This is a genomic window from Streptomyces sp. NBC_01384, from assembly GCF_045040035.1.
Lineage (GTDB): Bacteria > Actinomycetota > Actinomycetes > Streptomycetales > Streptomycetaceae > Streptomyces.
This window is the reverse complement of record NZ_CP109559.1, coordinates 7520806-7543364: the sequence shown is the minus strand read 5'-3', so window position 1 is coordinate 7543364 and position 22559 is coordinate 7520806. Positions and strand designations below refer to the sequence as shown.

The 22559-nt window shown below is 70.2% G+C and carries 20 protein-coding genes and 2 pseudogenes; 8 read left to right on the top strand and 14 right to left on the bottom strand.

Going from position 1 to position 22559, the window contains the following annotated elements; translation table 11 throughout:
- The first annotated feature begins 21 nt into the window (after positions 1–21).
- Positions 22–1065 (top strand): helix-turn-helix domain-containing protein, encoded by a 1044-nt coding sequence (locus OG747_RS34345; RefSeq protein WP_405885835.1) that lies wholly within the window; start codon positions 22–24, stop codon positions 1063–1065.
- Here the strand turns inward: OG747_RS34345 and OG747_RS34340 are convergent.
- The 3 genes from OG747_RS34340 to OG747_RS34330 form a co-directional block, all read right to left on the bottom strand.
- Positions 1041–3854, bottom strand: a complete 2814-nt coding sequence (locus tag OG747_RS34340) for an AAA family ATPase (RefSeq protein WP_405883243.1) — start codon at positions 3852–3854, stop codon at positions 1041–1043. The two genes, OG747_RS34345 and OG747_RS34340, sit on opposite strands and share 25 nt — an antisense overlap.
- A gap of 192 nt (positions 3855–4046) precedes the next feature.
- A complete protein-coding gene (locus OG747_RS34335; protein ID WP_405883242.1) occupies positions 4047–6878 on the bottom strand; it encodes an AAA family ATPase in 2832 nt (943 codons plus the stop codon).
- A gap of 19 nt (positions 6879–6897) precedes the next feature.
- Positions 6898–7038 carry a hypothetical protein gene (locus OG747_RS34330; RefSeq protein ID WP_405883241.1) on the bottom strand — a complete coding sequence of 47 codons (141 nt, stop codon included), beginning with the start codon at positions 7036–7038 and terminating at the stop codon, positions 6898–6900.
- Between the two features lie 550 nt (positions 7039–7588).
- Between OG747_RS34330 and OG747_RS34325 the strand changes: the two genes are divergently transcribed.
- The 3 genes from OG747_RS34325 to OG747_RS34315 all read left to right on the top strand — a co-directional run bounded on the left by OG747_RS34325 (position 7589) and on the right by OG747_RS34315 (position 9789).
- Complete coding sequence (locus OG747_RS34325; RefSeq protein WP_405883240.1) at positions 7589–8545, top strand: NADP-dependent oxidoreductase; 957 nt, start codon at positions 7589–7591, stop codon at positions 8543–8545.
- 105 nt (positions 8546–8650) lie between these two features.
- On the top strand, positions 8651–9430 hold the full coding sequence (locus OG747_RS34320) for an oxidoreductase (protein WP_405883239.1): 780 nt from the start codon (positions 8651–8653) through the stop codon (positions 9428–9430).
- Between the two features lie 107 nt (positions 9431–9537).
- Entirely contained in the window at positions 9538–9789 is a 252-nt protein-coding gene (locus OG747_RS34315; protein WP_405883238.1) for a hexameric tyrosine-coordinated heme protein, read from the top strand.
- Between the two features lie 84 nt (positions 9790–9873).
- Here the strand turns inward: OG747_RS34315 and OG747_RS34310 are convergent, their stop codons facing one another.
- From OG747_RS34310 to OG747_RS34300, 3 genes and pseudogenes are all read right to left on the bottom strand, one after another.
- A complete protein-coding gene (locus OG747_RS34310) occupies positions 9874–11394 on the bottom strand; it encodes an MFS transporter (RefSeq protein WP_405883237.1) in 1521 nt (506 codons plus the stop codon).
- A gap of 285 nt (positions 11395–11679) precedes the next feature.
- Positions 11680–12042 (bottom strand): WhiB family transcriptional regulator, encoded by a 363-nt coding sequence (locus OG747_RS34305; RefSeq protein ID WP_405883236.1) that lies wholly within the window; start codon positions 12040–12042, stop codon positions 11680–11682.
- A pseudogene (locus OG747_RS34300) lies at positions 12039–12683 on the bottom strand (MFS transporter); the annotation flags it as partial. The gene OG747_RS34305 and the pseudogene OG747_RS34300, both read right to left, overlap by 4 nt.
- On the opposite strand from OG747_RS34300, the gene OG747_RS34295 reads away from it, so the two are divergent.
- Both OG747_RS34295 and OG747_RS34290 read left to right on the top strand, forming a co-directional pair.
- Positions 12592–12807 carry a WhiB family transcriptional regulator gene (locus tag OG747_RS34295; protein WP_405885833.1) on the top strand — a complete coding sequence of 72 codons (216 nt, stop codon included), beginning with the start codon at positions 12592–12594 and terminating at the stop codon, positions 12805–12807. The pseudogene OG747_RS34300 and the gene OG747_RS34295 sit on opposite strands and share 92 nt — an antisense overlap.
- A gap of 239 nt (positions 12808–13046) precedes the next feature.
- A complete protein-coding gene (locus OG747_RS34290) occupies positions 13047–13517 on the top strand; it encodes a DUF1003 domain-containing protein (RefSeq protein ID WP_405883235.1) in 471 nt (156 codons plus the stop codon).
- A 74-nt stretch (positions 13518–13591) separates the two neighbouring features.
- Here the strand turns inward: OG747_RS34290 and OG747_RS34285 are convergent, their stop codons facing one another.
- Positions 13592–14089, bottom strand: coding sequence for a TetR family transcriptional regulator (locus OG747_RS34285; protein WP_405883234.1), 498 nt, complete (start codon positions 14087–14089; stop codon positions 13592–13594).
- A gap of 1391 nt (positions 14090–15480) precedes the next feature.
- Here OG747_RS34285 and OG747_RS34280 point away from each other — a divergent pair.
- Positions 15481–15702 carry a hypothetical protein gene (locus tag OG747_RS34280; protein ID WP_405883233.1) on the top strand — a complete coding sequence of 74 codons (222 nt, stop codon included), beginning with the start codon at positions 15481–15483 and terminating at the stop codon, positions 15700–15702.
- A 37-nt stretch (positions 15703–15739) separates the two neighbouring features.
- Here the strand turns inward: OG747_RS34280 and OG747_RS34275 are convergent, their stop codons facing one another.
- The 6 genes from OG747_RS34275 to OG747_RS34250 all read right to left on the bottom strand — a co-directional run bounded on the left by OG747_RS34275 (position 15740) and on the right by OG747_RS34250 (position 20166).
- Entirely contained in the window at positions 15740–16348 is a 609-nt protein-coding gene (locus OG747_RS34275) for a flavin reductase family protein (RefSeq protein ID WP_405883232.1), read from the bottom strand.
- A gap of 145 nt (positions 16349–16493) precedes the next feature.
- Entirely contained in the window at positions 16494–17288 is a 795-nt protein-coding gene (locus OG747_RS34270) for an oxidoreductase (RefSeq protein WP_405883231.1), read from the bottom strand.
- 77 nt (positions 17289–17365) lie between these two features.
- Positions 17366–18190 (bottom strand): alpha/beta hydrolase, encoded by an 825-nt coding sequence (locus tag OG747_RS34265; protein ID WP_405883230.1) that lies wholly within the window; start codon positions 18188–18190, stop codon positions 17366–17368.
- Between the two features lie 204 nt (positions 18191–18394).
- Positions 18395–18601: a helix-turn-helix transcriptional regulator gene (locus OG747_RS34260; RefSeq protein WP_405883229.1), complete on the bottom strand. Its 207-nt coding sequence runs from the start codon at positions 18599–18601 to the stop codon at positions 18395–18397.
- Positions 18595–19485 carry an AAA family ATPase gene (locus OG747_RS34255; protein ID WP_405883228.1) on the bottom strand — a complete coding sequence of 297 codons (891 nt, stop codon included), beginning with the start codon at positions 19483–19485 and terminating at the stop codon, positions 18595–18597. Before OG747_RS34255 ends, OG747_RS34260 begins: the two co-directional genes overlap by 7 nt.
- A 198-nt stretch (positions 19486–19683) precedes the next feature.
- Positions 19684–20166 carry an SsgA family sporulation/cell division regulator gene (locus OG747_RS34250; protein WP_405883227.1) on the bottom strand — a complete coding sequence of 161 codons (483 nt, stop codon included), beginning with the start codon at positions 20164–20166 and terminating at the stop codon, positions 19684–19686.
- Positions 20167–20539: 373 nt separating this feature from the next.
- Here OG747_RS34250 and OG747_RS34245 point away from each other — a divergent pair, with 373 nt between their 5' ends.
- Positions 20540–22054, top strand: coding sequence for an IS4 family transposase (locus tag OG747_RS34245; RefSeq protein WP_405879958.1), 1515 nt, complete (start codon positions 20540–20542; stop codon positions 22052–22054).
- 293 nt (positions 22055–22347) lie between these two features.
- Here OG747_RS34245 and OG747_RS34240 read toward each other — a convergent pair.
- Positions 22348–22447: pseudogene (locus tag OG747_RS34240) on the bottom strand (hypothetical protein); the annotation flags it as partial.
- Positions 22448–22559: the final 112 nt, after the last annotated feature.

The following is a 22559-nucleotide window of genomic DNA, read 5'->3' as shown; positions in this document are numbered from 1 at the left end:
AGACGTGGAGCGGTCATCGTGATGATCATTGATACGGACGAGTTCGCGGTCGACGAACGCAGCGAGGCGTTTCGTGCCGCGATGGTGCAGGCGTCGGCACCCAGCAGGGTGTACCTGGAGGAACCGCCGGAAGGCTTCACCGGGCGGCTCTACTTCTGGGAGTTCGGCCGGGTCAATGTCTTCACCTCCACCATCTCTGGGTGGCGGACCGTGCGCACCCCCCGGCACGTACGGCAGTACGATATGCCCGTCCTGGCGCTGGCGGCCCAGACACGGGGCACCGGCCGCATCGAGCAGGCCGGTCAGCAGCATCTCATTGGCCTCGACGACCTGCAGCTCACCGACCTGACCACTCCATACGAGTTCGGTTGGTCGGGCCAGTTCGCGTCGCAGTCGATCCTGATACCGCACGAGCACCTGGGACTACCCACCGACCTCATCCACGCCGCCATGTTCCGGCTGCGGAGCAGTCCGCTGCACGACCTGGTGCTGCATCACCTGCGGAGCGTGGCGAGCGACGCGGACCGGCTCGCCTCCGACCCGGGGCTGTCGGCGCTGCTGTCCGCCACCATCGACCTGACCCGCGCACTGCTGGTGTCGGCCGTCCAGGACGGCGTCCACGCCCCGGCCGTCCGGCACGAGACGATGGCCTCCCGCGTCATGGCCTACGTCCGCCATCACCTGACCGATCCGGCGCTGACGCCGACCCGGATCGCCACAGCGCACAACATCTCCCTGCGCCAGCTCTACAAGCTCTTCGAGTCGCAGGGGCTCAGCCTTCAGCAGTGGATCATCACCCAGCGGCTGGAGGGCGCACGGAACGAGCTGGGCTCCCCTGGGACACGCCGCCGCACGCTGGCCGCCGTGGCGCGATCCTGGGGCTTTACGGACCCCAGCCACTTCGGGCGCAGGTTCCGCCGGCAATTCGGTGTCTCCCCCAGCGAGTGGCAGCGTCTGGCAGCCGCGGACCGGACCATGGCTGTGTCCGCCCAGGGGCGGCCGGCGGACGCTCGTGCGGGCCGCGTTCGGGACGTCCATGGTCAGCCGGCGGACACCATGCGGTGACCGGCGGGCGTCTCCCGCCGGTCCCCCTGGTGGACGTCCTGGCGTTCGATGTCGGGCAGCAGGTCCAGGGTGGCGGACAGCTGGCTTCGCGCGCTGACACCCAGCTTGGGAAACAGCCGGTACAGGCGCGAGCCGATGGTGCGCGGCGACAGGTGCAGCTGTGCGCCGATCTCGCGGTTCGACAGGCCGCGTGCTGCCAGGAGGGCGATCTCGACGTCCTGCTCCGACAGGACGTCGGGTGCGACGGGGCCGTTCGCGGCGCCTCGCTCTCCGGCGGCACGTAGCTCCGACCGAGCCTGCTCGGCCCAGGGCGCCGCACCGATGAGATCGAGTGTGACGAGGGAGGAGTTCAGGGGAACGCGCGCTTCGGCGGCGCGGCGCCGGCGTCGTAGCCAGCTTCCGTAGGCCAGTTCGAGCTTGGCGCGCACGAGGGGCCAGCGGCTCAGGTCCGTGGCCAGGGCGTCGAGGTACCTGGACTCGGCATCGGCGTGGTCGGCCAGGACAGCACGGGCGTAGCGCACTTGGACGTGCAGCAGCGGTGAGGTGGTCGTCAGGGCCGTGCGTTCCAGCGCGGCGACGGTCCGGCGGGCTTCGCAGAGGTGACCGCTGCGCTCCGCCGCATCGGCGTAGAACATCAGGCCGCCCAGACTCGTCCGGAGCCGGTGCCCGGTGCCGGCGGGCTCGAACAGCGACCGCAGCACTTCGTAGGCCTCGGCGTGTCGCCCGGCGTTGGTCAGGGCGACCCCGCGAGCCAGCCGGGCCGGGGCCGCGGTGGCGCGCGGCGCGAGCTCGGCCGTGTCGGCCAGACGCAGGGCGTCCTCCCACTGGCCGCGAAGGGCGTGGGCCAGGGCGTCGGTACTCATCGCGCTGCCGGCCCAGCGGGGCCGGCCCCCGCGTTCGGCGAGCCGACGGCTTTCCTCGGCCGCCTGCGTGGCCTGACGCCACTCGCCCAGGAGAAGCCGGTCAGCGGTCCGCATGGCCATCACCTGGGAGAGGACGCCCAGCAGGCCCTGTTCCCTGAGCCGTGGTTCCGCCCGGCAGAACAGATCGACGGCTCGCGGCAGGTCGCCGACGGCGTGCGCCGCCATACCCAGCAGGCTCAGCTCTTCGCCGTCGTCGGTGAAGTGCGCCTGCGCCAGCAACTCGGTCACGGCGGCGGCGCCGCGTACGGGCTCGGCCAGAGCGATGGCCGCGATCCGCCGGGGATCGGCTCCGGTACCTGCCAGGACGTGTGCACTGGACCTGACCCGGGCGGCCGGACCGCTCTCGGACCACCAACACAGCAGCGCGGCGCCGAGCAGTAGGTTCAGGGCCAGATCACGGTCGCCCGCGGCGTACACACGCTCGGCGTCGTCACACAGCCCGAGCACCCGATCGCGACGGCCGGTCCCCTGGTCGCCGACGGTGTCCCGGAGCCACTGCCGCCGGGCGCGGTCCGCATCGGACAGCGCGGTTCCGGCTGTCTCGCCCAGCAGGTATTCGGCCCATTCGACACGTCCGAGACCGAAGGCCTGCTCACACGCGAGCAGCAGCCGGCGGCCCCGCCCGCCGGAGTCCGCACTCAACTCCGCGGCTCGTTCCAGTACGCGCACGGCCTCGACGACCGGACCGAGGCGCAAGGACTTGGTGCAGCCGGACTCCAACCGGTCGGCCAGTTCCTCGTCGGTCCCGGTGACCGCCTGAGCCCGGTGCCACAACCGCTGCCGCGGTTCCTCCTGAAGCACGTCGGCCAGCGCGGCGTGAGCCGCGCGCCGGCGGTCGGCCGGCTCCGAATGGAGCACCGCATACCTCACCAGCGGATGCCGGAAGCGGAGCCGGACGCCGTCGAAGCCGATCAGCCGCGAGAGGCCCGGCACCTCCAGGTCGTCCACGGTCACCGGGCGCCCTGCGAGCACCGATCCCGCCGCAAGGATCTCCGGCAGCCCGTCCTCCTCGTACACGGCGGCGACCAGCACGGCATCGCGGACCGATTGCGGAAGGTCAGCCAGTCCGGCGCCGAAGGCCGCCGTCAGCCGGGCGGTCAGCGGGAGGGAGGCCGGAGCCCCCGCGCTCTCCGGCCTGCGGTGCGCCTGCCGCCGGGCTGCCGCGAGTTCCACCAGCGCCAGTGGATTCCCGGCCGCGTGCCGTGCGATCCGCTCGTGCGCGGCTGTGCCGAGGTCCGCGGCACACGCCGCCAGCACGTGGTGTGCCGCGTCGTCGTCCAGCGGGTCCAGGATCACTTCGGGCAGGCCGGCCGACACCAGTGCCCCCTGGTGGTCCTCGTCCACGGCGATGACGACGGCGATCGGCTCGGCGTCACAACGACGGGCGATGAACGCCAGCGCCTCCTGCGTGGGCCGGTCCAACCGCTGCGCGTCGTCGACGGCCACCAGGATCGGCCGCGGTGCCGCCGCCCTGTTCAGCAGGCGCAGCGCTGCCACCCCGGTGGACGGATCCCAGAACGTGCCGGCGGCCGCGTGCGGCGCCGGCTCCGGCGCACGTTGCTCGCCAAACAGCTCGTGGGACGGCTCTGCCACGGGCTCCAGCAGCCGACGCAGGCCGGACAGCGGCAGGGGCAACCGCCCCTCCGTACAACCGGCTTCATAACCGGCTTCCCGGGATCTTGTCGCTTCGCCGACTTCCAGCACACGCAGGCCCGAGGTCCGGGCCGAGCCCACTGCTTCCCGCAGGAGGGCCGACTTCCCGCTTCCCGTCGCACCTCTGATCACCAGCGCGCCGCCGCGATGCGGTACCCCTCCGATCAGCGCGCCGATCGCCGAGATTTCCCGTTCACGCCCGATGAGGCCCATGGTCTTCCCCTGTTCAGCAGCGAATCCCGGAGGCGCCCGCCGAGCGGGACGTGCCCCCGGGGACCGACGATGCCATCCGGCACGGGCAGCGGATCGGCTCGTTGTGCACCGCACTGGACCGGTTGCGCACACCTGGCGGCTCCTCGGACGTGTCCGTACGGGGCCACGGTGCTGACCGGGGCGACACTGGCCCTACGGCAGCGTCAGGTCCGGGTGGGCCGCGAGCTGGGTGCGGGAGGTGATGCCGAGCTTGGGGAACATGCGGTACAGGTGCGAACCCACGGTGCGGGGCGCGAGCGAGAGCCGCTGAGCGATCTGCCGGTTGGTCAGGCCCTGCGCGGCGAGCCGCGCGATCTGCAGTTCCTGCGGAGTGAGCGGTCCTCCCGCGGACCGCGCACCCGTGCCTGCGCGCTCGCCGGAGGCGCGCAGTTCGGCGGCCGTCTGCGCGACCCTGCCACAGGCGCCCATGGCCTCGAACGTGCTCAGCGCGATGCGCAGGGGACCGCGTGACTCCACCGCGCGCCGTCTGCGGCGCAGCCAGCTCCCGTACGCCAGGTGCGTCATGGCCCTGATGAGCGGCCAACGGGTCAGATCCGGTGCCAGCGCGCGCTGATAGTACGCCTCGGCCTCGTCGTCGGGCGCCAGGACCGCGCGGGCGTAGCCGAGCGAGTGGTGCAGGAGCGGTACCGGGGTCAGGCACGCGGTGCGCTCCAGCCCCGCCAGCACCGCCCGGGCGTCCTCGTACTGCCCGGTGTGTACCGCGGCCTGGGCGAGGAACACCATGCCGCCGAAGCACTCACGCAGGTGGTGAGCGGGGTCCGTCGGATCGAACAGGCGCCGCAGTTCCTGGTACGCCTCCTCGTGTCGGCCGGCGCCGGAGAACGCGACGCCGCGGGCGATTCGGATCCAGGCCAGTCGGTGGTTCATACGGTGCTCGCCGGCCGTCCACACCGCCTCGGCCGACTCGTCGGCCAGTGCCAGAGCCTGCTCGGGATCCCCGCGCATACCGCTCAGCACCGCCTCCATGGTCTGGGACGCGACGGCCCAGGTCTGCTGGCTGGTCCGGACGGCCAGAAGATGTGCCTGCCGCGCGGTCTCCGCCGCGTGCTCCCACTCACCCAGCCAGACGGCGCTCGCAACCTGCATGGTCAGCACACGGGGCAGCAGCCCGAGGCGGTTCTGCTGACGCAGCAGGACCGCGGACGACCGCAGCAGGTCGACGGCCGTGACACAGTCGCCGATGTGGTGCGCGGCCTGGCCAAGCAGGCGCAGCCGGTCCGGGTCGGCCGACTGCCCAGGGCGCGGGCGAGCGAGGTGGGCGGCCACCGTGCGGGCCTGCTGGACGGGTTCCGCCGCGGCGAGCACCGCGATGTGCCGCGGGTCGTTCTCAGTGCCGGCCGCGGCGGACAGGGCGGAGGTCACCCGGGCGCGAAGACGCGCTCCGGGGTCGGACCGCCAGCAGCGCAGTGCGGCACTGAGCGCGAGGTTCAACGCCAGTTCCGTGTCGTTCGCGCGGGCCGACCGTTCGGCCAGTCGGCACAGATGCAAAACCTGTGCGGCATCGCCAGGGACGCCGTCGGCGTAGACCTCGCGCAGCCGCTGCAGACGCGTCCGGTCTGCATCCTCGAGGTCGGTGCGCGCGGCGGCGACTGTCAGCCGTTCGACGAAGTCGGTGCGGCCCATGCCGACTGCGTGCTCCGCGGCCAGCAACAGCCGCCGTCCGCGCCGGCCGGATGCGGTCGTCAACTGCGCGGCGCGCTGCAGCGCCCGGATCACGGTCATGGCGGGCAGGCCGCTCGCCTCGGCCGTATGACGGGCTTCGAGCTGATCGGCCAGCTCGTCGTCGGGGCCCACGACAGCCTGGGACAGGTGCCACACCCGCTGCCGCTCGTCGTCCCGCAGCACGTGGGCCAGCGCCGTGTGGGCGGCCAGCCGCCGAGCGGTGCCCTGTCCCTGAACCACCGCCGCTCGCGTCACCAAGTGCGGGAACGCGACCCGGGAGTCCGTCACGCACAGGAGGCCCTGTGCGAGAGCGGGCCGGAGCACGTCGCGTGTCAGGGGCTTGCCCGCCAGTTGTGAGGCCCCGGCCAGCACGCGCGGGAGTTCGTCGCCGCAGTGCAGCGCCGCGATGAGCAGGGCGTCCCGGGTATCGGCGGGGAGTTGCGGCAGGTGCGGGGCGAACGCGTGCAGCAGCTGCGGGGTGAGCCGGGGCAGGTCGCCGATCTCGGGCTGGGCACCACGCCCGCACTCCTGAGCCAGCGACAGTTCGATCAGGGCCAGTGGATTGCCGTTTGCCTGGGCGAGAACGTCCTCGCGCTCCCATGGCCGCAGGTCCTCCGCCTGGGCGCCGAGTAGTTCCCGCGCATCGGCCTCGCCCAGACCGCGCAGGTGCAGAGCGGGAAGCTCGCAGGTCAGTGCGGGTGCGGGCGATGCCTCGCGGGCTGCCGCCACCAAGCCCACCGGCCCGACGGCCGCGCGGGAAGCGACGAAGACCAGTGTGTCGTAGGTGGCGGGATCCAACCAGTGCAGGTCGTCCACGATCACCAGCACCGGCCTGTCCGCAGCCGCGCGGCTGAGCAGCTCCACGACGGCCCGCCCGACCGGACCCGGATCCGCTCCCGCCCGCTCCCCGGCGCACGCTCGTTCCAGCGCCGCCCGGGCCGGTGGCGGCAACTGGCCGACGGCCGTCCGCACCGGCTGCAGCAGCCGGTGCAGGGCGGCATACGGTATCGCCGACTCCGCCGGTACGCCGCTGGTCTCCAGCACGGCGAAACCGTTCGCCCGTGCGTGTGCGGCCACGGACAGCAGCAGGGCCGACTTGCCGATCCCGGGCTGCCCGAGCAGCAGCAGCCCCGCACTGTCGCCCGCTGCCAACCGGTCACACAACTCCGACAGAGCCTGCACTTCGCGCGCCCGCCCCAACAGAGTGGGCGGCCGGCTGGAAGCGATGTGGGTTCCTGGCGCGGGCACACAGTGTGCACTGGGGCGGATCGAGCCCGACGGGGGGAGGGTCGGCATGTCCATCAGGTCCTCCTTGCCTGGTTCAGCCCGTGGGCGGTTCAGCGATCGTGTCGACGCCTCCCGCTGCGGTCGCCGCGGGTCTGTGGCAGCCCGGCAGGTAGCCGTCGATGTGCTCCAGGGCCCGTACCGGGGAGCGATGGCGGGCGAGGAAGGCGCTGCGCACGATGTCGTCCCCCGCTAGCTGACTCCCCAGGCGACGCGCGCACGTGGTACTGGCAAGACCGCCGTCGAGAACAAGGACACGAGGATGGTTCACAGGGCGTACTCCCGAGGAGAAACGAGGGGCCGGGTGCGGGCGGAGCGGTGGGCGCTCCGCTGGTACCACGGTCCATCGTGCGGGGCCTGCTCGGCTTCGGTAGGACGACTGAACACGGCTGGCGTCCTTTCGCACGGTGGGCCACGGTGGACATGCGCCCAGGCATGGCCGGGGGCGAGCCACCCCGCGGTCGGGGGCGGCGCGTCGGCGCGAGGTGCAGTCGTATGACTCAAGCCCGCACGTCGGGGATCGGGCAACCCTGGAACATGCGAGCGGCGTCGCGCCACGTCGTGCGCCCGCCGACGGCGAGGCACCGGCTGCAAACGCCGGTGGACGGTGCCCGCCCGGGATGGATACGGGGGTCGCGGGTCGTGGTCCACGGCCGGACGCGTTGCGTGCGCGGTCCGCTCCGTTCCGGTCTTACCGGGAACAGCCCAGCGACGTCAGGAGTGAGCCCATGACCAGCACCATGAATGCCGTTCGCGCCCATCACCGCGGCGGCCCCGAAACACTTCTCTACGAGACGGCACCGCGCCCCGAACCACGTGCCGGGGAACTGCTGCTGGCAGTGCGTTCCGCCTCCATCACGACCGGTGAACTGGACTGGGACGCGACGTGGACCGACAGTTTCGACGGCAGCGGCCACGACCGGCTGCCCGTGATCCCGTCGCACGAGGTGTCGGGAGTCGTCGTCGGCCTCGGCGCCGGAGCGGAAGGGTTCGTCGTGGGAGAGAGCGTCTACGGGCTGATTCCCTTCACCCGCGACGGAGCGGCCGCGGAGTACGTGGCCGTACCCGCCGAAGCGGTGGCGCCCAAGCCCGCGCTCGTCGCCCACGACCATGCCGCGGCGGTACCGCTGGCCGGTCTGACGGCGTGGCAGGGCTTGGTGGAGCGGGCGGGCATCAGCCCCGGCCAGAAGGTCCTGGTGCACGGCGGCGCCGGCGGAGTGGGGTCCTTCGCCGTGCAGCTGGCGGTGGCCCTCGACGCCGATGTCGTGGCGACCGCCCGCGGCTCTGACGCGGAATTCGTCAGGGGTCTCGGTGCGCGACGGGTGCTCGACTACGCCGACGGGCGCTTCGAGGAAGAACTGCACGATGTCGACGTCGTGTTCGACACGGTGGGCCCTGCCGCCCAGAGCCGGTCCTGGCAGATCCTGCGGCGCGGTGGCGTGCTGGTCAGCGTCGCGGCACCGCCGGACCAGGACCGGGCTCGCCGGCAGGGCGTGCACGCGAAGTTCTTCGTCGTCGAACCGGACCGTGACGGCCTTGACGCGCTGACCGCACTCATCGAGACCGGCCGACTGCGCCCGCAGATCGACCGGGTGGTGCCGCTGAAGGACGCTCCCGCCGCCTACGAGGCCCTGGACAAGGAGCACCGCAGGGGCAAGATCGTGCTCCGCGTCTCCGAGGGCTGACGCGCCGTACGAGCCGCGTGACAGCCGTCCGACGCGCCCTTCGGGCCTCCGGAAGCCAGACGTGCGCAACCCCGCAACCCCCTTCGCAACCCGAGGAGTTCCGAGATGGATCTGCAACTGAACGACACGGTGGCCGTGGTCACCGGAGCGAGCCGAGGCATCGGACTGGCCGTGGTGGAGGCGCTGGTCGCCGAGGGAGCGCAGGTCGTCGCCGCCGCGCGTAGCTCGTCCGCGGAACTGGACGCCTTGGCCAAGTCCGGGCAGGTGCGGGTCGTCCGGGCCGACCTCACCGACCCGGCCGCGGCGGCCGAGGTGATCGAGGCGGCCGGCGGACGAATCGACGTCCTGGTGAACAACGTCGGCTCGGCACCGGCCAGGCCGGGCGGTTTTCTCAGCGTCACCGACGAGGAATGGCTGCGTACGCTTGATCTCAACCTGCTGGTCGCGGTGCGGGTCACCCGGCAGGCGCTGCCGCTCATGATCGCCGCGGGTCGGGGCTCGATCGTGAGCGTCTGCTCGGTCAACTCGGTCCTGGCCGATCCCACGGTCATCGACTACTGCGCCGCGAAGGCCGCGCTGGCCAACTTCTCCAAGGCGCTGTCCAAGGAGGTGGGCCCCCGGGGCATCCGCGTCAACACCGTAAGTCCCGGACCGGTGGAGACCGACCTGTGGATGGGCGACGGCGGAGTCGCGGCCACCGTCTCGGAGGCCACCGGCCTGACGCCACAACAGGTCGTCGAACAGGCGGCGCAGGGTTCGGTGACCGGCCGTTTCTCCCAGCCCTCCGAAGTGGCGGACCTCGTACTGCTGCTGGCGAGCGAACGGTCCGGGAACGTGACCGGCTCCGACATCGTCATCGACGGCGGTCTGTTGCCCACCTGGTAGGGGCCGTTTGCTTCTTCGGGCCCGGCCCGCGTCACGGGCCGTCGCCCGGTTGCCCACCCCGTTCGACACATCAGCAGAAACCCGCAGCCACAGGAAAGGCCCACCTCATGAACCGAGTTCCCGACGAAGCACTGGTGCTCGTGCCCGGCGGCACCCTCCTCACGGAAACCCCCGAAGAGGGACGGGCCTTGGCCGTCGCCATGGCCCGCAACACCGTACACACCATCCAGCCCGACCTCGACGTGCTCAAGTCGGGACGGCCGGAGTACGCAGGCGGCCCCGACGGACTGATCGCCGCAACCCAGGTCGTGGCACTCGAATTCGCCACCATAGCGGCGGCCAACAACTACTGGCGCTGACCCGTCGGCGGAACCAGCCCGCGTCACCGGCCCGAGGGGACGGCGACGCGGGCTGGTTCCGTGGCCTGTCTCCGCGGGCCCGTTTCACGACGACGGGGTTGCTCGGCGGGTCGGTGCCATGGCCGACGGCGGCGCGTCGATCCCGCAGTGCCAGGGTGCGGGCGTGGGCACAGCGGGTGTACGCGGGTTGTGGATGATGACGGCGGCCAGCAGGCCGCCGAAGACGCACAGGGCGGCGGCGATGAGGGCGGCGGTGTGGAAGCCGTTCGAGAACTGTCCCGGATGCAGGTAGGCGTCGCCGGTGATTCCCGCTGCCGCGGGGAAAAGCGCCACAGCGACGAGCGCGGCGGCGCGGGCCACGTCGTTGTTCACCGCCGAGGCGGTCGCGGCGTGCCGGGCGTCCACGGCCGAAAGGACGGTGGCCGTCAGCGGGGCGACCGTGATGGCCAGGCCCAGACCGAACACGCAGACGGCCGGGAGCACCTCGGACATGTAGTCGCCGGCCGGGCCGATACGCGTGAACAGGGCGAATCCGGCCCCGACCGCCACCGGCCCCACGCTCATCTGGAGGCGCGGACCGATACGGGCTGCGAGCGCACCGGAACGGGCGGACAGCGCGAGGGTGATCACGGTCACCGGCAGCAAGGACACGCCCGCTTCCAGCGCGCTGTAGCCGGAAACCTGCTGAAGCTGGATGGGGAGCAGGAACAGGGCTCCGCCCAGCGCGCCGTACACGATGAACGTCACCACGTTGGCAGCGCTGAACTGGGCCGAGCGGAACAGGCGTAGCGGAAGCAGGGGCCGGGTGGCCCGCCGCTCACGCAGTATGAAGCCCGCGAGGAGGACAGCGCCGCCGAGCAGGGTGCCCAGCACGGGAAGCGTCCCCCACCCCCGAGACGGCCCTTCGATCATGCCGTACGTCAACCCCATCAGACCCGCGGTGACCAGGACACCGCCCGGCAGATCCACCCTGCCGTTCGCGTCCGGGTCGCGGGACTCGGGCACGTGCCGCCAGGAAAGCGCCACGACCGCGGCGGCGACCGGCAGGTTGATCAGGAAGATCAGTCGCCAGGACGCCGCCGCGACCAGCCAGCCTCCGATGAACGGACCGACCGCCGTGGCGACACCGCTCAGCCCCGACCAGGCGCCGATCGCCCGGCCACTGTCCTCCGGGCGGAAGGACGCCTCCAGGATGGCGAGGCTGCCGGGCGTGAGGAGAGCGGCGCCGACCCCTTGCAGGGCGCGAGCCGCGATCAGGCTGTCCGGGCCGGGGGCGACCGCGCAGAGCGTGGAGGCCGCGGCGAACCATACGACGCCGGTGAGGAACACGCGCCTGCGCCCATAGCGGTCGCTGAGGGCCCCGGCGACCAGAAGGAGCCCGGCGAGGGTCAGCGTGTACGCGGTCACGACCCACTGCAGGCTTGCCAGGCCCGTGCCGAAGTCGCGGCCGATGGCGGGCAGGGCGATGCCCACCACGGTCGCGTCGATGGAGGCGATCGCGGACCCCAGGACGGTGGCGGTCAGCACCCACCGCCCGGCCGGGGTGCCGTACCGCAGTCCGGTGCCGTCTCCGACACCGGTTCCGGGTGTCTTGGTTGTGTCCACAAGAGCTCCTGTCGAAGGGGACCGTGGCCGATACACCGCATCGTGACGGCGCGCACCCGTCCGCGGCTTGAGTCGTTCGACTCTCAAGTGGGTTACCGACGCCTGTCGGACAGCAGCGCAAAGGCCGTCACCGTACAGTCCCGCCGGGGCGGGACGGCACGCTGGCATGCCGGGCAGGTGAGTTGTCACAGCATCCGGGGCTTCCGCAGGAAATGCACAGCCTCGGACACCGGCTGCCCGCCGACGACGAGGGGCACGTCTCCACCGCGGGCGCGCCGTCCCTGTTCAGGTTGCGTGCGGTCGTGGAAGGCGGTCTGAGTCAACGGCTGAAACCCGATGCGGTGAATCCCGTCGCATGAGCGACTCGCGGGTCGCCTCGCTGAGTCCGCCCCAGATTCCGTGCCGTTCCCGTTGGCTCAACGCGTACCGCCGGCAGGGAATCCGCACCTGGCACAGACCGCACATCGTCAGCGCCTGCTCGATGGTGGTCTGGTCGTCGGGGAGCGGAAAGAAGGTCTCGACGTCGGTGCCACGGCAGTGCGCGGCATGCCACCAGTCCACCGCCGCGCCCGAACCGGAGTCGTGATTGTTCTGCGCAACGTGACGCTTCCGGGAATCGGCCGGCCCGGTGCTGTGAGACGCCGTCATCCCATCTCCTCCAGCCTCTTGCCGTTGGTCTCGCGTACGAAGGCGGCGACGAAGACGAAGGAGAGCAGGGCGAAGGCCGCGTAGATGGCGTAGGTGGTCGACAGGTTCCAGTCGGACATGCGGGGGAACGTCTCGGTCACAGCCCAGTTGGCGATCCAGTTGAAGGCGGTCGCCACCGACATCGCCGCGGCGCGGATCTTCAGCGGGAACATCTCGCCGACCATCACCCACAGGACCACGCCCCAGGAGACGGCGAAGAAGAAGACGAACGCGTGGGCGGCGATCAGCGCCACGGTGCCCTGCGTGTCAGGGATGGACAGGTGGCTTCCGCTGCCCGTCTTGTAGGAGAACGCCCAGGCGGCGAGGGCCAGGGAGAGGGCCATCCCGGCCGAGCCGGCCAGCGCGAGCGGTTTGCGGCCGATCCGGTCGATGAAGAGTATGGCCACGACGGTGCCGACGATGTTGATGATCGATGTGGAGAGGCTGATCAGGAGGGAGTTGGACTGGTCGATGCCGACCGACTGCCACAGGATCGACGAGTAGTAGAAGATGACGTTGATGCCGACGAGTTGTTGGAAGACCGTCAGCCCGATACCGGCCCGCACGATCGGCAGCAGAGCGAAGCGGCCGTCCAGCAGATCGTGCAGTCGCGCCAGGGCCGCGCTGCAGGCCGGAGAGTTGTATGGATTCTGGGGCGGCATGACCGAGCAGGAGCGTGAGGAGTTGCTGCTCGGCCGTCGGGGCGAGAGACCGCGGGTCGCGTAACACCACGAGTAGCAAGTTCCGCAACACGCAGACAACGGAAGCAGTCGCGATCATTTCGAGATGCAGTTGCCTTCTCCACCGTGCCGAAGCGCGGAGCCCATGCGGATCCATGAGTGCCTCAAGGTGCAGCCTATCTCGGCGTTTTCGGCTTCTGGGGACAGTCGATTGACGGAAGGCCGGGCCTGGCTCGCCGCGTACGCTGGCGGCGGTCTTGCGTGAGCAGCGGTCGAGGAGTGGCCATGGGATCTGTGACAAATGGTTCGGGTGTCAGGGTTAGGCACGAGCGGGTCCTTTTCACTCGGGTGCGTGGATCCCAGGACCGGGTCGCGGATGCGATCACGGCCTTTGCGGGGACCATGCAGTTCGTCTACCTGCATGCGGCGTGGTTCACGGTCTGGATCGTGTGCAACGAGGGGCTGTTCGGTGGCTCGACGGTCTGGGACCCGTACCCCTATGGGCTGCTCACCATGATCGTCAGCCTTGAGGCGATCTTCCTCTCCGCCCTCGTGATGGTCAGCCAGAACCGACAGGCGGCCCGCGAGAACGTCCGTGCCGACATCGACTTCGAGACCAATCTCCGCTCAGAGGTGTGGTCGGCCCACATAGGACATGTCCTCGGAATCGACCCCGAGCAGGTCGAAGGGCAAGTGCAGAGACTCATGGCGGAGAATCGCGCCAGGATGAGCGACGCCGCGTACTCCCCTGGATGAGCTCGGCAGCCGTTGGTCCGGTGTGAGTCGCACCCCCGGAGACACCGCGCCACCGTGGTGCGAGGATCGCCTGCTCACGGGCTCAGCAGGCGCTGCACCAAGGGGAGCAGCTCATCCGGGTCCGCCGCCGCCAGCTCCTCGAACGCACCTGCGCTGCGTCCCATCAGCACCCCGATGAGCGCGGCCGTCGCCACCTCGGCCCGCAACTCGGGCCGCTCCAGCCCCTGACGGGCGAAGTTCTCCTTCAAGGGTGCGACCATCCTCGCCTGCAGCTCCTCGCGTGCGGCGCTGTGGACCGCCGGATCGCGGGGGCGCTGGACCGCGGCTTGGAAGACGGGGCCAGGGCCGCGCCGGCCGATGCGGTCCAACAGCTCCAGCACCCGCTCGGGGTCGAGCGGGTCCGACGGCACGCTGTCGCCCGCCTCGGCGCGCAGCACGGCGATGTAGAGCTGGGCTTTGCTCCCGAAGTAACGGGCGATCAGGGCCTGGTCCACCCCCGCCCGTTCGCCGATGTCCCGCACGGTGGTGCGTTCGAAACCGCGTTCGGCGAGCAACTCGCCCGCGGCCTGCACCAACAACTCCTTGCTGCGCGCCGGTCCCTTCGGCGCGCGGGCTTCTCCGTGCTCACCGACGGAACGCGGCCATCGGGGCCGGTTTCCGGGCCTCCTGCGGGTGCTGGGCCAGGTGCGCCATCGATCCCTCCTTCTGCGTGGGTCGCTGTCGGCGACTCTGCCATGGCAGTGCCATGTCCGGCGCGCCGGGTCTCACGCTCTCACTCTTCGGAAGCAAATCGATGCCGGGCATATGCAGCGATGGTCGCACGAACGTGAATCGTGTCACGCACGCGACGGTCACGTTGACCTGGGCCGATGGGCACTTCAGCAAGCTGATCCGGTAGCCGCCTACTGGGTTCCCTCGTACTGACCGTCTCCCGTCCCGGCCGCCAGTTTCTCTACAGTCAAGATGTCAGCAGTTGCAGACTTTCTTGCGGATCGGTGAGACGTCCGTCGGCACCCTCGGGCTCGCGATTCACCGGGAGATGCGCTCGTGCATGAAGATGCCTTCAGTTCCGCGACGACGGGTGCCGACGTCGTACGACCCCCTGGGGGCCCACGGATTCGAGCCCGGACGGGGGCCGGTCCCGGCACCGCGCGAGTTCGCACGCCGACGCGGCGCCTGTCCGGCCCGGTCTGACTGGGCCCAAGGCGGTGCTGGCCCCGGTCGTCACCGTGCTGGCCATCGGACTGGTGTTCGTCGCAGTCTTTCCGGCCGCCTTCCACACGCCCAAGGCCCATCGCCTGCCGGTCGCGGTCGCCGCTTCGGACCGGGCGGCGGCGCTCTTCGACGTGAGGCTGCAGCGCATGGCGCCCGATGCCTTCCAGGTCGAGCGCTACCAGGACGCGGACGCCGCCAGGTCGGCGGTCGAGCACCGCACCGCGTACGCGGCCTACCTGGACACCGGTGACTCGCCCCGCCTTCTGTACGCGGGCGCGAACGGCCTCGCCGTCAAGGCGATGGTCACCCCGCTCAACCACGTCGCCGCAGCCGACGGCAGCAGGATCGAGGTGCAGGACATCCTCCCGTTGTCGAAGGGGGACAGCCGTGGCCTGTCGGTGTTCTATGCCTCCTTCGGCCTCGTCCTGGCGGGATTCCTGTTCGGCCAGATGACGTACCAATTGGCGCCGCGGCTGTCCTTCGCCCAACGTGTGCTGAGTCTCGTGATCTTCACGTTCGTGGGAGGCGTGGCCACCGCGCTCATCGCGGGTACGGTCTACGACGCCATTCCGGAGCCCTTCCTTGCTCTCGCGGGCGTCATCACGCTCATGGCGGGAGCCGTGGCGGCCGGAACCGTCCTGCTCATCCGGATCTTCGGCCCCCTTGGCGTCCCGCTGGGCTCGATCTTCATGCTGGTGATGGGCAACGCCACGAGTGGCGGGGTCCTGCCCCCGTCCTTCCTGCCGGGTTGGCTGCAACCGCTGGCCTCGGTGATGCCAGCGGGCGTCGGGGTGCGGGCATCAACGGACTCGCCTACTTCCACAACGACGGACTCGGTGACGGTGTGGCGATCCTCTCCGTCTGGGTCGTGTTCTGCATCGGAGCCGTCTTCAGCCTCGACAGGATCGCCGCCTCGACGGTCATCGTCCACGTCGCCCACCGTGGAAGGCCCTCACGAGCCGGTGTCTGAACCCCGGCCCGAACATCGCTGTCGCGCTGGGATCCGATCAGTTGGCGGTGGGCTCCTCGTAAGGGATGCGGCTCAGGTGCCGGACCTCGCCCAGGGTGCCCCATTCGTCCCCGCCGAGCTTGGTGAGCGGGCGCAGGAGCTCGCTGCTGGGACGCTCGTCGACGATGCAGTCCTCGTCCGCCGCGGCATGGACCACCCGTCCGAAGACGAGGGTGGAGTTGCCCATGCGCAGGGTGGTGTGCGAACGGCACTCCAGAACTACGCGCGAGGCGGCCACTCTGGGGGGACGCACACACCTGCTGGCCTCGCGCTCAATGCCCGCCGTATCGAATTCGCTGACCGACCGGGGGTAGTCGATGGCGGTGGCGTTGATCAACTCCAGAAGCGATTCGGACGAGAAGTTGACGACGAACTCCCCGGTGTCCTCGACGTTGCGCAGGGAATCCTTGCGGCCGATCGAGGTGAACTGCACGATCGGGGGATCGGTGCTGGCGATGCTGAAGAAGGAGTGGGGGGCGAGGTTCTCGGTGCCCCCGTTCGAGCTGATCGTGGAGACCCAGGCGATCGGGCGAGGGACGACGACTGACGTCAGGAACCTGTAAAAGGCCGCCCTGCCCATTGCCTCGGGATCGTATTCGATACGCATGCGCCCAGTATTGATCCGAACGCGTTGCGCAGCCGTGGATGGGGGGCGAGCGCGTGTCGGGCCGGGCCGCATGGGCGGGGCCGGAGCTATGCCTGCGCCCGCTCACCGGGTGAGGTGAGCGGGCGCAGGCGGTGCGGTGAGTCGATCAGAGGGTCTTGATGAGGCCGCCGTCGATGGTGAAGTCGGCACCGGTGATGTTGGCGGCGCGGTCGCTGGCGAGCATCAGGACGAGGTCGGCGACCTCGTCGGGGCGTGTGAAGCGACCGGTGGCGAAGCCGCCCAGGCTGTTGATCGCCTGGTCCACGGCTTCCTGTGGTTCGACGCCCATGGCGGTCGCGATGGTGTCGGCCATGCCGCCGGGGCCGATCCACAGGTCGGTGCTCACCGGGCCGGGCGCGATGGTGTTGACGCGTACGCCCTGCGGGGACACTTCCTTGGATAGAGCCTTGGAGAAGTTGGTCAGGGCGGCCTTGGAGGCCGTGTAGTCGATCAAGCCAGGGTCGGGCAGGAAGGCGTTGACCGAGCTGATCGTGACGATCGAACCGCGTGAGGCGAGCAGCGCGGGAAGAGCCGCACGAGAGGCGCGCACCGCGCTCAGCAGGTTGATGTTCAGGGTCTCAAGCCATTGTTCGTCGGTGACGGAAGCGAAGCCGCCGAGACGCGGCTGGGCCGCGCCGACGTTGTTGACCAGGACGTCGATGCCCCCGAACTGTTCCACAGCGGTCTCGATGAGGGTGTTCACGCCCTCCGCTGTGGCCAGGTCGGCGGTCACCGGGATCACGGCTCCGGTAGCCGCCAGTTCGGCGAGTTCGGGGCCGGTGGTGCGGGCGCCGGCCACGACGCGGGCGCCTTCGTCGACGAAGGCCCGGGTGACGGCCAGTCCGATGCCGCGGCTTGCGCCGGTGACGACGACGGTCTTGTCCTTGAGGTGCAGGTCCATGACGGTCTTCCTTGGTTGTTCGATGTGCGGTGGTGAACAGGGTTCGATGGGGTGAAACAGCGGGCGCAGCCTGACGGTCACAGGCCGGCGGCGGACCGGCCGGTGATGCCCTGGCGCGCCAGCCAGCCCAGCGCGCAGTCGGCGACGGCCGACCAGCCCTGGTCGACGACCAGCGAGTGGCCGCGGTCCGGGAACTGTTTGAGGTCGGTGGTCGCGGTCGAGTCGCCGTACAGCTTGTAGGCGGCGCGGGTGACGACGTCCGGCACGGTGTGATCCCGCTGGCCGGACATCAGCAGCAAGGGGCCACGGCGGGTGTTACCGGTGTCGACGGCAGCCGGCGACTGTCGGGAGAAGTTGGCGAACGCCGCTTCGAACAGCGGTCGGCCCGGGGCGGGGACGGCGTACGCCTCGAACAGGGCGTCGGACTCCTGCCGCGGGATCGCGTTGCCGAACGCGTAGTGGAACTGCGCCGCTGTGAGGGAGACCGCCCGGGACCGGTTGGCCGGGTTACGGAGAACAGGGGAGGCCGAGCGCAGCTGCGTGAACGGCAGCGGCTTGACGCCCTTGACCGGCGCCGGATCGATCGCCACCGCGGCCCGCCCGAGCCCCAGACCGAGCAGCTTCTGGGCGATCAGACCGCCGAAGGAGTGTCCGATCAGCACGGGCTGGGCCGGCAGCACCTTGATGAGGGACGCGTAGTGCTCGGTGACGTCGTCGATACCGGTCCCGGCCACGGCCTGCGGACGCGACCGTGCGCCGGGCACGCTGTCCGGTTCGCCGGGCCAGCCGGGCGCGAGCGGGGCGAACCCCTCGGCGTGCAGCAGCTCCACCCAGGGATGCCAGGAGGAGGAGTGCAGCCACAGCCCGTGGATCAGGACGACGGGGGTGCGCTGATCCGTCATGAGAGCCTCCTTGGGACGGAGGACCGCCTGATGCGGTCTCCTGTGGTGCTCTCCAAGGTGCTCTCAGCGTCATCCCGGTCGGCTCAGTCAGATGACGCAAACCGTGGGGTTGGGGCATGACTGAACGGTTACGAGCTCGGTGTACCCGCGGTGCCTCTATGGGCGGCCACCGCCGACGGGTGTGCGGCCCGGCCGCGGGAGAGGTCACCCCTCGTCGGGCGGGGCGGCACCTGTGCCGGCGTCGAGGGCGTCGCGCAGCGCGGCGCGGCTGGTGATCCCCAGTTCGGGAAAGATGCGGTACAGGTGGGAGCTGACCGTACGGGGTGACAGGAAAAGCTTCGCGCCGATCTCCTTGTTCGTCAGTCCCGTTGCCGCGAGCTGTGCGATCTGCCGCTCCTGCACGGTCAGCATCTGCCATCCCTCGCCCCGCGTGCCGAAGGCGGCCCCGGCGGCGGCGAGCTCCGCACGGGCCCGTTCGGCCCATGGGAGAGCGCCGAGCTCCATGAGGACCCGAAGGGCCTCTTCGAGTTGCTCTCGTGCCGCCCTCGTCTCGTGGTCGCGGCGCAGTCGCTCACCGTAGGCGAGGAGGCAGGCACGCGCCCCGCCGTCTTCGGCAGCTCGACGAGCGCGAGCGGATTGCCCTCGGCCCAGTGCAGCACCCGCTCGCGGGTGAGCGGGTCCAGATGGCTGCCCGTGCGCTCCAGCAGCGCAGCCGCCTCCTGACCGCCCAGCGGTCCGACCTCGATCTCCTCGAGCCCGGCGTCGTCGAACGCGGACGGTACGTCCGCCCGTACGGTGAGCACGCCCCGGCCGCCGACCGCCCCGGCCCGGCGCATGGCGAAGGCGCAGACACGGGCGCTTTCCGTGTCGAACCAGTGCGCGTCGTCGACCGCGAAGAACAGTTGCCGATCGTCGGCTGCCGCGCCGATGAGCGAGAGCATCGCGCCGGCGACCTCCGCCACGCCCGGCGTCGCCCCGGTGCGCAGACCCGTGACCTGTTCCAGGACCGAGCGAGATACGTCGGGCAACTGGTCTCCGTAGGGGAGAAGCGGCAGGAGCAGCTGGTGCAGACCGGCGAACGGCAACTCGGACTCCGCCTCGACACCGGAGGCGCCCACGACGCGAAAGCCCGCCTCGTCGGCCAGGGTCACGGCGGCTTGGAGCAGCGTGCTCTTGCCCGTACCGGCTTCACCGCGGAGTACGGCGAACGCGGAGTGCGCGGGAGCCGCCAGAATCCGCTCCAATCGCGCGAGCTCCGTGTGCCGCCCGATGAGCCGATACTCGTCCTGTGCCACCTGCCACCGTCCCCGTCCGTGTTCGCCCTGGCCACCTGCGGACACGCTGCCCTTGCCGGGTGGTCCAGGCCACGTTAGCGCGGGGACGGGAGGGGCTGGCTTCGGGACGTCGCGAAGCGGTACAGGTGACGGAGCGGTGCCCGGTGCCGGCCATTGGCGGCGCCCAGCACGCATGCCGGGCAGAGCGGGGGGGGCGCTCTACCGCGCGCCCCCACGGGCCTCGTCGGTTCCGCCGCGCAGGACGCGTGCGAAGGAGGCCTCCCAGTCGATGGCTTCCCCTTCCGAATCAGAGGGGACCAACACGTAGGTGTCGGCGATCCAGGAGCGTACGCGCGTGAGGTCGGCGTACAGGAGCGCGATGCCCGATCTCCCCACCAGCTGGATGTGCAGACTCCTCCGCCCGCCGTACCGCGGGCAGCGCGGCCAGATGTGGACGTCCCCTTCGCCACTCGGACGCAGTAGGCCCTCGCTGAGCAGCTCTCGGGAAAGTACCCAGGTGACTGCTCCTCCCGCCGTGTTGGAGAAGTCCACGGACACTGCGAAGGGCATGGCAGGGTCGTAGTGGAAACGGGCTTGCACGGGCAGCGTCTCCTGCGGCGAGACATACAGCCAGAGCGTCAGACACAGGTCGGGGCAGTCCTTGTCCGACGAGTTGGTGCGGGATTCCTGAGGGGTGGTCATGGTTTCCTCCCTGCGGTTGGGGGCCGATCCGTTCCCACGGTTCAGGATCCAGGCGGTCAGGATTGCCGTGCTTGTGTCGAACGACTGCCGTCAAGGCTGCGCCTGAGTGGGCGTTTAGCCCTGGGTATTCAGCGGAACTGGGGGATCTGACGCCCCGATAGCAGAAAGGTGCCGTTGACCTGCAATGCCGGTGAGTTAGCGCGTCGGTGCAGGTCAGGCGCTCGACGGTGATGGGCTTGGGTAGAAATATCCCCTGGTGACGTTGCGTAGTTCGTCACTTCTGGTGATGTGTCGGCGAGGCCGGGACGTAGCAACGGAGCTCCCGGTAGGACAGAAGATCGACCAAGATCCGACTGTCCGCAAGGGAACTCCGTTGGGTGCTCAGTGTGCCATCGCCCGCCCGCCGTCTGCTATCGACGAGAACGGCCAAGTCCCGTTGAACCCGCTGGTGGTGCCGCCGGACAGGCGCTTTGGTGAGCATGTCCGTCTCGGCGTGTTGACCGAGGAGATCAGCCCTGAACTGGTGGACGAGGTCGTGGAGTTGACCGGCTGCGGCGAACGTCGCCGCCGACTGCTGCCGGCCCGGGCGGTGGTCTACTTCGTCCTGGCATTGTGCCTGTTCAGCAGCTCCGACAGTACCGGTCCGCCGGGATACCGGTCGGTCCTGCGCACACTGACCGAGAAGCTGCGGCACCTGCCGGGCGCGTGCGTGCAGCGACTGCCCAGCAGTTCCGCCCTGACCCGGGCCCGGCAGCGGCTGGGCGCCAAGCCGCTGCAGATCCTGTTCGAGCGGCGGTGCGGCCCGCTGGCCACGACCGCCACCCCGGGCGTGTTCGCCTTCGGGCTGCGACTCGTGGCCTGGGACGGCACAGCGCTGGACGTCCCCGACACCCCCGCCAACGCACGGGAGTTCGGCTTCACCGGCAAAGGCGGCGTCAATCAGAGCGGACACCCCCAGGTCCGCCTGATGGCGCTGACCGAGTGCGGTACCCACGCCCTGGTCGACGCGGCCTTCGATGCGGTGGCCAAGTTCAGCGAGCACAAGCTCGCCCGTCGGCTCCTGGCCTGTCTGAGGCCGGACATGCTGCTGCTGGCCGACCGCAACTTCTCCGGCTACGAACTGTGGGGCCTGGCCCGGGCCACCGGCGCCCATCTGGCCTGGCGGATCAAGAAGAACCTGGTCTTCGTCCCGCTGCGGGTACTGCCCGACGGGTCCTACCTTTCGGTCATGCCGACCCCGAAAGAGACCATCCGGCACGGACAGGCCAGGGCTGCCGGCCGCACCCTGGCCGAGCCGCCGACAGGCCACACCGTCCGGATCATCCAGTACACCGTGACCGTCCGGCCCCGAGTCGGGCTGCCCCGTACTGAGACGTTCCGGCTGGTCACCAGCCTGCTGGACCACCGGCTCGCCCCGGCCCGCCAGCTGGCGATGACCTACCATCAGCGATGGGAGATCGAGAACGGTTTCGCGGAGCTGAAGAACCGCCTGCGGGGCACCGCCTTCATCCTGCGCTCCAAGGCGCCCGAATTGGTCTGCCAGGAGATCTACGCCCTCCTCACCGTCTACCAGGCGTTGTGCGCACTGGAGATGCACGCCGCAGAGCAGGCCGGGATCGATCCCGACCGGATCTCCTTCACCGTGACGGTGCAGCTTGCCCGCCTGAAGGTCGCCGCCCAGTCCGCAGCGGACCCGACCGCGCTGGGCACCGCCCGCCGCGAGGTCGTAGCGGAACTCCTGACCGCCCTCCTCCCTACCCGGCGCGACCGGCAGTGCCAGCGCATCAAGAAGCCGTCCAAGAACACCTTCGAGGTCAGAAAACGGGACCAGCCCCGCACTCCCAGTAACGTCCACTACACACTGAGAGTTACCAAACACCCCACCTGACCTGCACCGACGCGCTAACTCACCGGCATTGCGTTGACCTGCGAGGATGCGAGTGTCTAGAAGGACATGGGTTGGTGATGTGGCATCTCACCGCGCCCGGGACGTGACGGGCTACCGGGCCGATTTCGCTGAGCCCGTCGGCGCCGTGGCGAGTCAGGCTGCCTTGAGTGGTGTGCCCTCGTAGGTCCAGCGGTAGGGCTTGGCTGTTTCGTTGTGGTTGATCACGTAGCTGTCCCTTTTGTCGATCAGGTCGTCGCGGCTGGCGAAGTCGCCGTGCCGCAGGACCCGGCGGGTCAGGGCGGAGAAGAACAGTTCGGCCTGGTTGAGCCAGGAGGCGTGAGGTGGGGTCCAGTGGACGTGCCAGCGCGGGTGAGCAGCCAGCCATGCTTTGGTGTGAGCACGACGTGGATCTCCTTGCCGGGAGCGATGGCCTGGTCGAGCTGGTGCAGGAACGCGGTGAAGGTTGCTGCATCGTTGCGGGCGATCACCTCGGTGAGCACTTCAC